This is a genomic window from Halomonas sp. TH-94 (assembly GCF_057473365.1).
Genome location: NZ_JBYCKL010000006.1, coordinates 1 through 9,859 on the forward strand (window position 1 = coordinate 1; position 9,859 = coordinate 9,859).

A 9,859-nucleotide genomic window follows, 5' to 3' on the forward strand; every position below is an offset into this window, starting at 1 on the left:
ATGACGAGGGTGGCGATCAGCAGTGCAACGAATACCGCTGCCGCCACAGCGAGATAGACCGAGGCCACGCCGTCGACCTCGAGGAGGGCGAACAGCTGGGGTGCGAGTTCGCCGCCGGTCAGCGAGACGAACAGAACGATCAGCAACGGTGCCGGCAGCGCCAGCAACAGGCTGATCAACGTACAGCGAAAGATGACCTTGCGATTCATGGATCCGTATTGCTCACTTGTTATGTGGAATGTGTGAAACAGGATGCTCAATGACGACACGACCCGAGCCCCATCGCCCAATGAAGGTGTCACGATGAACAGCGACACGCAGCGCGACGATTCTAGCATGAGCCCCGAGCATGCGCTCGCCGCTCGCCTCGAGGCGCTGGAAAGCCGTATCGCCTTCCAGGAACACTGGCTGGACACGCTCGACGAGGCCGTTGCCGCCCAGGATAGACGGCTGGCCCAGCTGGAAAGGATCAACTCGTTGATGCAAGAGAAGCTACGCGACCAGCAGCGGTCGCTGCAGGATGTCGACATGGCGGCACCGCGCCCAGAGGACGAAGTGCCGCCGCACTACTGACCTGTCGTCAGGCAAGACGCGGGCTCATGGCCAAGCAATTCCCGGGGCCTGAACTTACAGGTCGTCCAGGTAACGCTCCGCATCGAGTGCCGCCATACAGCCGGTGCCTGCGGATGTGACCGCCTGGCGGTAAACGTGGTCCATCACGTCGCCGGCGGCGAACACGCCGGGAATGCTGGTGGCGGTGGCATTGCCGTCGAGGCCGGATTGGACCTTGATGTACCCGTCGTGCATCTCCAACTGGCCTTCGAAGATGCCGGTGTTGGGGCTGTGACCGATGGCGATGAACACGCCGGGCGCCTCGAGCTCCTTCACGCTGTCGTCGACGGTGGAGCGGATACGCACCCCGGTCACGCCGCTGGCGTCGCCCAGCACCTCCTCCAGCACGTGGTTCCATTCGAGCACCACGTTTCCGCTCGCGGCCTTCTCACGCAGCTTGTCCTGTAGGATTTTCTCGGCGCGCAGGCTGTCGCGCCGGTGCACCAGGGTCACCTTGGAGGCAATGTTGGAAAGGTAGAGCGCTTCCTCCACGGCGGTATTGCCGCCCCCCACCACCACCACTTCCTTGTTGCGATAGAAGAAACCGTCACAGGTGGCACAGGCCGAGACCCCTTGCCCCATGAACTGCTGCTCCGAGGGCAACCCCAGATAGCGGGCGCTGGCACCGGTGGCCACGATGAGGGCATCGCAGGTATAGCTGCCACTATCACCCTTCAGGGTGAAGGGCCGGTTTCGCAAGTCGACCTCGTGAATATGGTCGAACAGCACTTCGGTATCGAAACGCTCGGCGTGACGCTTCATGCGCTCCATGAGCTCCGGGCCCTGAACGCCGGCATCGTCGCCGGGCCAGTTGTCCACGTCGGTGGTCGTGGTCAGTTGGCCGCCAGCCTGGATGCCGGTGATCAGCAACGGCTTGAGATTGGCTCGGGCCGCGTACACGGCAGCGGTATAGCCGGCCGGGCCTGAGCCCAGAATGATCAGGCGTTCGTGACGCGCTTCGCTCATGAAGAGATCCTCGCAGCTCGAAAACGGAATGAGGCTTGTCATGTTTCGCCCCGGTCCGGGGCAGGTGGCGGCCATTATATCAGCTCGCTCACTCCCCCTTCTCGCCTTCCTTCACAGCACGTCATCGTCGCGCCCCACCCTCAGGTCTTCCAGATCGCCGGTGACAGGTGAAATCTCGATCCTGAGCTGAATCGGCGCGCAGCAGTAGGGGCAGTCCTCCCAGGTTTCCTGGCTTCCCTGAGAGATGTCCACCAGCAGGTCGAAGGCCGTGCTGCAATAGGGGCAGTGGACCGGATGGCTATCAAGCTGATCTTCGTGCATGGCGCGGGCTCCCTTGGTATCACGAGCGCCGCCCACCGGCATGGCAGCGCTACGCAACCGACCCGTTCAGCATAGAAACCTTGGGCAGCGCTTGAAAGGGGGGCCTATCATGACCATGTGTTAGGCATGAGACCGATGAAAAGGACCGTTCCCTACCGTGACAGGAGGCCTTCATGAGCCGTGACGAGACGCCGAATACCCTGCAGACCCTGGTCGCCGGCGGTACCACTTTCCACTTCTACAGCCTGCCCGAGGCAGCCAAGACCCTAGGCAACATAGACCGGCTGCCGAAGACCCTGAAGATCCTGCTGGAAAACCAGCTGCGCTTTGCCGACGACCCCAGCGTGGCGCGCGAGGACATGCAAGCCCTGGTCGACTGGCAGCAGGGCGGACGCTCCAACCGTGAAATCGGCTATCGCCCAGCGCGAGTGTTGATGCAGGACTTCACCGGCGTACCCGGCGTGGTGGATCTGGCTTCGATGCGTGCTGCCGTGGAAAAGCTCGGCGATGATCCCTCGCGCATCAACCCTCTGTCGCCCGTGGATCTGGTGATCGATCACTCGGTGATGGTCGACAAGTTCGGCAATCCCAGCGCGTTCAAGGACAACGTTGCCATCGAAATGGAGCGCAACCAGGAGCGCTATGAATTCCTGCGCTGGGGACAGGACGCCTTCGACAACTTCCGCGTGGTGCCGCCGGGCACCGGTATCTGCCACCAGGTCAATCTGGAGTATCTGGGCCGGACGGTGTGGACCAAGCAGGAGAACGACAAGACCTTCGCCTATCCCGATACGCTGGTTGGCACCGATTCCCACACCACCATGATCAACGGCCTAGGCGTCCTCGGCTGGGGGGTAGGCGGCATCGAAGCCGAGGCGGCCATGCTCGGCCAGCCGGTGTCGATGTTGATACCGGAGGTCGTGGGTTTCAAGCTCACCGGCAGGCTCAAGGAGGGCATCACCGCGACCGATCTGGTGTTGACGGTGACCCAGATGCTGCGAAGCCACGGCGTGGTAGGCAAGTTCGTCGAGTTCTACGGCGATGGCCTGGCGGATCTGCCGCTGGCCGACCGTGCCACCATCGCCAATATGGCACCGGAATACGGGGCCACCTGCGGCTTCTTCCCGGTCGATGACGAAACGCTCGCTTACCTGCGCCTGACCGGGCGTGAGGATGAGCATATCAACCTGGTGGAGGCGTACAGCAAGGCCCAGGGGCTGTGGCGGGAGCCCGGCGACGAGCCGGTCTTCAGCGACACCCTGCATCTCGACCTCGGTGATGTCGAAGCCAGCCTTGCCGGTCCCAAACGGCCTCAGGATCGGGTCGCACTGACCGACATGAAAGCCACCTTCGAGAAGCTGATGGAGGGCGAGAAGAGCGGCAAGACGCCCCCCAGCGAAGAGAAGGGGCGCCTCTATTCAGAGGGCGGCCAGACGGCGGTGGGCGTGCACGATAGCTACCACCATCACGCCAGCCAGAACGTGGAGCTGGACGGCGAGCAGTTCATGCTCAACCCCGGCGCCGTGGTCATTGCCGCCATCACCTCGTGTACCAACACCTCCAACCCCAGCGTCATGATGGCCGCCGGGCTGCTGGCACGCAACGCCCATGCCAAGGGGCTCAAGACCAAACCCTGGGTGAAGACCTCGCTGGCGCCCGGCTCGAAGGTGGTGACCGAGTATCTCGAGGCCGGCGGCGTGCAAAGCGATCTCGACGCTCTGGGCTTCAACCTGGTGGGCTATGGCTGTACCACCTGCATCGGCAACTCGGGCCCACTGCCGCCGGCTATCGAAAAGGCGGTCGAAGAGGGCGACATCACCGTGGCCGCGGTGCTGTCGGGCAATCGCAACTTCGAGGGGCGCATCCATCCACTGGTGAAGACCAATTGGCTCGCCTCGCCGCCGCTGGTGGTCGCCTATGCCTTGGCCGGCAACGTGCGTCTCGACCTGACCCGCGATCCTCTGGGCGAAGACGGGGAGGGCAACCCTGTCTACCTGAAGGACATCTGGCCGTCCCAGGCCGATATCGCCAATGCGGTACAGAAGGTAAAGACGGAGATGTTCCGCAAGGAGTATGCCGAGGTTTTCGAAGGTGACGACATCTGGAAGTCGCTCCAGGTACCGCAAAGCAAGGTCTATGAGTGGTCGCCTAACTCCACCTACATTCAGCACCCGCCATTCTTCGAGGGCATGCGCCGCGACCCGGATCCCATCGAAGACGTCAAGGACGCCCACATTCTGGCGATACTCGGCGACTCGGTGACCACCGACCATATCTCGCCGGCCGGTTCGATCAAGCCCGACAGCCCTGCTGGCCGCTACTTGCAGGAGCACGGCATCAAGCCGGTGGACTTCAACTCCTACGGCTCACGCCGCGGCAACCATGAAGTGATGATGCGCGGCACCTTCGCCAACGTGCGCATTAGAAACGAGATGCTCGATGGCGTGGTGGGCGGCGAAACCCGGCATGTCCCCTCCGGCGAACAGATGGCGATCTACGATGCCGCCATGAAGTACCAGGAGCAGGATACGCCGCTCGTCGTGGTGGCCGGCAAGGAGTACGGTACCGGCTCCTCCCGCGACTGGGCAGCCAAGGGCACGCGACTGCTCGGCGTGCGCGCCGTCATCGCCGAATCCTACGAGCGCATCCACCGCTCCAACCTGATCGGCATGGGCGTGGTACCGCTGCAGTTTTCCGCAGGGGAAAATCGCCAGAGCCTGGGTCTGACCGGCGACGAGACGATCTCTATCGAAGGCCTGGCCGACCTCTCCCCAGGGGGCAAGGTCACGGTCAGGGTAAAGAGCGACAAGGGCGAAAAGAGCATCGACGTCCTATGCCGCATCGACACCGCCAACGAGCTGGAGTACTACCGTCACGGTGGCATTCTCCATTACGTGCTACGGCGGATGATAGGCGCCGTGTAGGCTCACCCCACCAACCTGCTCTCACGCGAAAGGCCCTGCCGGGAAACCGGCAGGGCCTTTGTCATTACATGGCTTAGTGCGCTATCAGAACGAGCGGCGACGGTAGCCGCGATATTCCGGCGTCCAGCTGCTGCGCTCGATGGCCTGACGCAGCTTGATGCCGTCGGTGCGCAACGCCACGCCCTCCTGCTGGGCCTGGGCGGCCACGTCGAAGGCAATGGCCTTGGACAGTTCGCGGATCTGCGACAGAGCCGGCAGCAAGGATCCTTTGCCTTCCTTCACCAGCGGCGCCTCGCGGGCCAGCGCGCGAGAGGCCGCCATGAGCATGGCGTCCGTGACACGCTTGGCGCCACTGGCCACCACACCCAGACCGATGCCGGGGAAGATGTAGGCGTTGTTACACTGGGCGATGGGGTAGGTCTTGCCGTCGTGAACCACTGGCGCAAAGGGGCTGCCGGTCGCCACCAGGGCCTGACCGTCGGTCCACTCGATCACGTCTGCCGGTGTGGCTTCGGCGCGTGAGGTGGGGTTGGAGAGCGGCATGATCACAGGCCGCTCGCATCCGGCATGCATGGCGCGCACCACGTCTTCGGAGAACAGCCCCGGCTGCCCCGAGACACCGATCAGCACCGTGGGTTTGATGTGGCGCGCCACCTCCAGCAGTGACTGATTTTGCCAACTCTCGACCAGTGCCGGGTCGTGGGCCAGACGCCTCTGGAAGTCGCGCAGCCATGCCTGATCGCTGGTGACCAGCCCCTCGCGGTCGACCATGAAGACCCGCCGCCGCGCCTCCTTCTCGGACAAGCCTTCGGCCTGCATGGCGATGACGACCTGTTCGGCGATACCGCAGCCGGCGGAGCCTGCGCCGACGAATACCACACGCTGGTCGGCAATGGTCTCGTCGCGGGCCTGGCAGGCCGCCATCAGGGTGCCCACGGCAACCGCTGCAGTACCCTGCACGTCATCATTGAAGCAACACAGCTGATCGCGATAGCGCTCCAGCAGCGGCACCGCATTGGCCTGGGCGAAGTCCTCGAACTGCAGCAGGACATTGGGCCAACGGCGCTTCACCGCGGCGATGAAATCCTCGAGGAAGGCGTCGTACTCCTCCTGGGAAATACGCGGGTGACGCCAGCCCATGTACATGGGGTCGTCGAGCAGCGCCTGGTTGTTGGTGCCCACGTCGAGCATGATCGGCAAGGTATAGGCAGGGCTGATGCCGCCGCAGGCGGTATAGAGCGCCAGCTTGCCGATAGGGATGCCCATGCCGCCGATACCCTGGTCGCCGAGGCCTAGAATGCGCTCACCGTCGGTCACCACGATCACTCGGACCTTGCCCTTGGTGGCACTGCGCAAGATGTCGTCGATATAGTCACGATCAGGGTAGCTGATGAACAGGCCGCGGTGACTCCGATAAATATTGGAGAACTCCTCGCAGGCCTGTCCCACCGTAGGGGTGTAGATGATCGGCAGCATCTCCTCGAGATGCTCCATGACCATATGGTAATAGAGCGTCTCGTTGTCGTCCTGGATCGCACGCAGATGGATATGCCGGTCCAGGTCGCTATAGCACTGCTGATACTGGCGGTAGGCGCGCTCGGCCTGCTCCTCGATGGACTCCACGTTCTGCGGCAGCAGACCGATCAGATTGAACTCGAGTCGCTCCTCTCGGGAAAAGGCACTGCCCTTGTTGAGCAGTGGCATCTCGAGCAACGAAGGACCAGCGTAGGGAATATAGAGTGGACGTTTGCTTTCGGGCATCTCTGATCTCGATACGGTGACTGGAACCGGGCCGTAGGGAGGCGCAGTCGGATGCACAACGCTTCCCGAGCGCTCTGTGGGCGCCTTGGCGCCAACTCTACCATGCCTCCACCGCCATGGCGCATCAGCTCGTCTTGGCCCGGGTGTTGTCGCCGGGCGAGCGGTCGAAGAACAGCGGGCGCAGTCGCACGCCGAAAGCGTTGCCGGCAAAACCCGCCACCAGCCACACCCAGCCGTGCAGGCTGCCCGACGCTATGCCACTGAAATAAGCGCCGATGTTGCAGCCGAAGGCCAGCCGGGCACCATAGCCCAGCATCAACCCGCCAACCACCGCCGCCACCACCGAGCCAAGCGGAATGCGCAGCGTCGGGGCGAAGCGTCCCGCCAGAGTCGCCGCCACCATGGCCCCAAGAATGATGCCCACGTTCATCACCGTAGTGATGTCGCTCCACACACTGGCGCGCAGTGCGGCGGCATTGGCCGAACTTTGCCAGTAGCCCCACTGGCTTACGTCGCCACCGATGAACTCGTAGACTTTGGCACCCCACAGGGCAAAGGCCGACGTGATGCCCCAAGGGCGACCGGCCAGTGCCAGGGTGGCGAAGTTGAGCAACGCCAGCGCCACCGCCCCCAGCAGCAGCGGCCAGGGGCCGGTGAGCCAGCGCCCCTGGCTGAAGTTGGCCCGCGGCGCCTCCTCCAGCCGGCCATGGCGACGCTTCTCCAGCAGTATCGTCAGTGCGGCGATGCCAGCGAACAGGGCCAGGCTCACGGCGATACCGCCGCCCGCACCGAAAGTCTGCACCAGCGATACCGGCTGGAAGGCCGGAAGCCCCATCCACCAGGAGAAATGGGCGCTGCCGATCACCGAGCCGACGATGAAGAAGATCAGCGTAATGACCATTCGCGCGTTGCCGCCCCCGGCGGTGAAAAGGGTGCCCGAAGCACAGCCGCCGCCCAGCTGCATGCCGATACCGAACAGGAAGGCGCCGAACACCACCGAGACGCCAATGGGAGAGACGAAGCCGCTCACCTCCTGCCCCCACAGGCTGCCCGCCCCCAGCACCGGGAAGAACAGCAGCACGGCGATGGCCAGCATCACCATCTGGGCGCGTAGCCCACGCCCGCGTCGTTCGCTGATTAACACACGCCAGGCGGCAGTGAAGCCGAAGGCGGCATGATAAAGCGACACGCCCAGCAGCGCCCCGACGATCATCAACAGGCCCAGGCGCGTGCCGTAGGCCAGGCCGACCATCAGGGCGCCGGCCAGCAATAGCGCACCCAGCGCCAGCGAAATCTGTCGCGGCCGTTTCGCTTCCAGTGCAGTGGCCATGGAACACCTCCTCTCGATTTGCTCCTGTAGCTTGGCAAGCTCAGCCGGAGTCCGCCAGGCAAGGCTCCATAACGTATCAGGGCGCCCGAAGGCGCCCTGGTCCAGACCCTTACAAGGCTAGATGAAACGTCCCAGCCCCACGGCCTGGCGCAGCTTGTCCATGAGCGGCGCAGCTTCGGCGCGGGCACGCTCGGCTCCCTTCTGCAGCACGCTTTCGATATGCGCCGGGTCCTCCATCAGCGCAATATAGCGCTCGCGCGGTTCGCGCAGCTGAGCGTCGAGATGTTCGAACAGACGATTCTTGACCTCGCCCCAGCCGATGCCATTCGCATACTCGCTGCGCATCGCCTCGCGCTCCTCGCGGCTGGCGAAGGCCGAATATATCTGGAACAGGGTGCAGCCCTCGGTATCCTTGGGCTCACCGGGCTCCAATGAATTGGTCTTGATCTTGCGTACCAGCTTGAGCAGCTTCTTCTCCGAGACGAACAGCGGAATGGTGTTGTTGTAGCTCTTGGACATCTTGCGGCCGTCGAGCCCGTTGAGCACTGCGACTTCGTCGTCCACCACCGCCTCGGGCAGGGTGAAGTACTCGCCTTTGAACAGGTGATTGAAGCGCCCCCCCACATCGCGAGCCATCTCGATGTGCTGGATCTGGTCGCGACCCACCGGCACCTTGTGGGCATTGAACATCAGGATGTCGGCGGCCATGAGGACCGGGTAGCCGAACAGGCCCATGGTGATGCCCTTGTCCGGGTCCTGATTTCCGGCGGCCTCGTTCTCGGCCACCGCCGCCTTGTAGGCGTGGGCGCGGTTCATCAACCCCTTGGCGCACACGCAGGAGAGCATCCAGGTCAGCTCGGGGATCTCGGGGATGTCCGACTGGCGGTAGAAGATGGCGTTGTCGGTATCGAGCCCCAGCGCCAGCCAGGTGGCGGCGATCTCCAAGCGCGACTCCTGCACTCGCTTGGGGTCCTGGCACTTGATCAGCGCATGCAGGTCGGCGAGGAAGTAGTAGGACTGCACGCTGGGGTCCTGGCTCGCGGCGATGGCGGGCTTGATGGCGCCGACATAGTTGCCGAGGTGCGGGGTACCGGTAGTGGTGATGCCGGTGAGAACGCGTGTCTTCTGGGATGCTGCACTCATGGAAGGCGGACTCTGCTAGCGGAAATGCCCGCTATGGTAACGCGAGGGGGCGGTCAAGGCGACCGCCCCGGCGCACCGCACCGCAGCGCAGCGATTCGCTCGCGCAGGCATTTACTACACCAGGCTAGCGGGATCGACGCTCTTCAGCCCAAAGGCCTCGGCCACGGCGCGGTAGGTGACCTGGCCATCGTGGACGTTGAGTCCGGGCAGGAAGTGGGCATCGTCGGCCAGCGCCCGCTTCCAGCCCTTGTCGGCCAGGGCGATGACGAACGGCAGGGTGGCGTTGGTCAGCGCCTGGGTCGAGGTACGTGCCACCGCACCCGGCATGTTGGCCACGCAGTAATGCACGATACCGTCGACCATATAGGTTGGCTCGGCGTGGGTGGTGGCCCGGCTGGTTTCGAAGCAGCCGCCCTGGTCGATGGCCACATCCACCAGTACGCTGCCGGGCTTCATGTCGGCGAGCATCGTACGGGTGATCAGCTTCGGCGCGGCGGCGCCGGGGATCAGCACGGCACCGACGATCAGGTCGCTCTCGCGTACCGCCTCATCGATGGCGTCGGCGGTGGAGAAGACGGTCTTCATGCGTCCCTGGTAGCGGTCGTCGAGCACTTCGAGGCGCGCAATCGACTTGTCCAGCACGGTGACTTCTGCCCCCAACCCCAGTGCCATGCGGGCGGCGTTCTCGCCTACCACGCCGCCGCCGATCACCGCGACCTTGCCCGGGGCGACGCCGGGCACACCGGGCAGTAGCACGCCTGAGCCACCCTGGGCCTTCTCCAGGCTATGGGCACCGGCCTGG

The 9,859-nt window shown here is 63.9% G+C and carries 8 protein-coding genes and 1 pseudogene; 2 read left to right on the plus strand and 7 right to left on the minus strand.

Annotated features, from left to right (window positions below):
* Window positions 1–209: pseudogene (locus AC2VNO_RS00840) on the minus strand (cold-shock protein); the annotation flags it as partial.
* 94 nt (window positions 210–303) lie between these two features.
* Between AC2VNO_RS00840 and AC2VNO_RS00845 the strand changes: the two are divergent.
* Window positions 304–573, plus strand: coding sequence for a SlyX family protein (locus tag AC2VNO_RS00845; protein ID WP_486932368.1), 270 nt, complete (start codon window positions 304–306; stop codon window positions 571–573).
* A 54-nt stretch (window positions 574–627) separates the two neighbouring features.
* Here AC2VNO_RS00845 and trxB read toward each other — a convergent pair whose 3' ends face one another.
* A complete protein-coding gene (gene trxB, locus AC2VNO_RS00850; protein ID WP_486932369.1) occupies window positions 628–1,578 on the minus strand; it encodes a thioredoxin-disulfide reductase in 951 nt (316 codons plus the stop codon).
* Between the two features lie 111 nt (window positions 1,579–1,689).
* Window positions 1,690–1,899: a CPXCG motif-containing cysteine-rich protein gene (locus AC2VNO_RS00855; protein ID WP_486932370.1), complete on the minus strand. Its 210-nt coding sequence runs from the start codon at window positions 1,897–1,899 to the stop codon at window positions 1,690–1,692.
* Between the two features lie 173 nt (window positions 1,900–2,072).
* Between AC2VNO_RS00855 and acnA the strand changes: the two genes are divergently transcribed.
* Complete coding sequence (gene acnA / locus AC2VNO_RS00860; RefSeq protein ID WP_486932371.1) at window positions 2,073–4,823, plus strand: aconitate hydratase AcnA; 2,751 nt, start codon at window positions 2,073–2,075, stop codon at window positions 4,821–4,823.
* Between the two features lie 84 nt (window positions 4,824–4,907).
* On the opposite strand, the gene AC2VNO_RS00865 is transcribed toward acnA, so the two are convergent.
* From AC2VNO_RS00865 to AC2VNO_RS00880, 4 genes are all read right to left on the minus strand, one after another.
* Window positions 4,908–6,584: an NAD-dependent malic enzyme gene (locus tag AC2VNO_RS00865; RefSeq protein WP_486932372.1), complete on the minus strand. Its 1,677-nt coding sequence runs from the start codon at window positions 6,582–6,584 to the stop codon at window positions 4,908–4,910.
* Window positions 6,585–6,708: 124 nt separating this feature from the next.
* A complete protein-coding gene (locus AC2VNO_RS00870; protein WP_486932373.1) occupies window positions 6,709–7,914 on the minus strand; it encodes a YeeE/YedE family protein in 1,206 nt (401 codons plus the stop codon).
* A 117-nt stretch (window positions 7,915–8,031) separates the two neighbouring features.
* The gene (locus AC2VNO_RS00875; protein ID WP_486932374.1) at window positions 8,032–9,057 is read right to left on the minus strand and encodes a tryptophan--tRNA ligase; all 1,026 of its coding nucleotides are present in this window, start codon (window positions 9,055–9,057) and stop codon (window positions 8,032–8,034) included.
* Window positions 9,058–9,171: 114 nt separating this feature from the next.
* Window positions 9,172–9,859 (minus strand): alanine dehydrogenase (locus AC2VNO_RS00880; RefSeq protein WP_486932375.1); only part of this gene is annotated, 688 nt, incomplete at its 5' end.

Coding starts and splice junctions, on each gene's coding strand:
- AC2VNO_RS00845 (WP_486932368.1), top strand. CDS start 304: ATGAACAGCGACACGCAGCGCGACGATTCTAGCATGAGCCCCGAGCAT.
- trxB (WP_486932369.1), bottom strand. CDS start 1,578: ATGAGCGAAGCGCGTCACGAACGCCTGATCATTCTGGGCTCAGGCCCG.
- AC2VNO_RS00855 (WP_486932370.1), bottom strand. CDS start 1,899: ATGCACGAAGATCAGCTTGATAGCCATCCGGTCCACTGCCCCTATTGC.
- acnA (WP_486932371.1), top strand. CDS start 2,073: ATGAGCCGTGACGAGACGCCGAATACCCTGCAGACCCTGGTCGCCGGC.
- AC2VNO_RS00865 (WP_486932372.1), bottom strand. CDS start 6,584: ATGCCCGAAAGCAAACGTCCACTCTATATTCCCTACGCTGGTCCTTCG.
- AC2VNO_RS00870 (WP_486932373.1), bottom strand. CDS start 7,914: ATGGCCACTGCACTGGAAGCGAAACGGCCGCGACAGATTTCGCTGGCG.
- AC2VNO_RS00875 (WP_486932374.1), bottom strand. CDS start 9,057: ATGAGTGCAGCATCCCAGAAGACACGCGTTCTCACCGGCATCACCACT.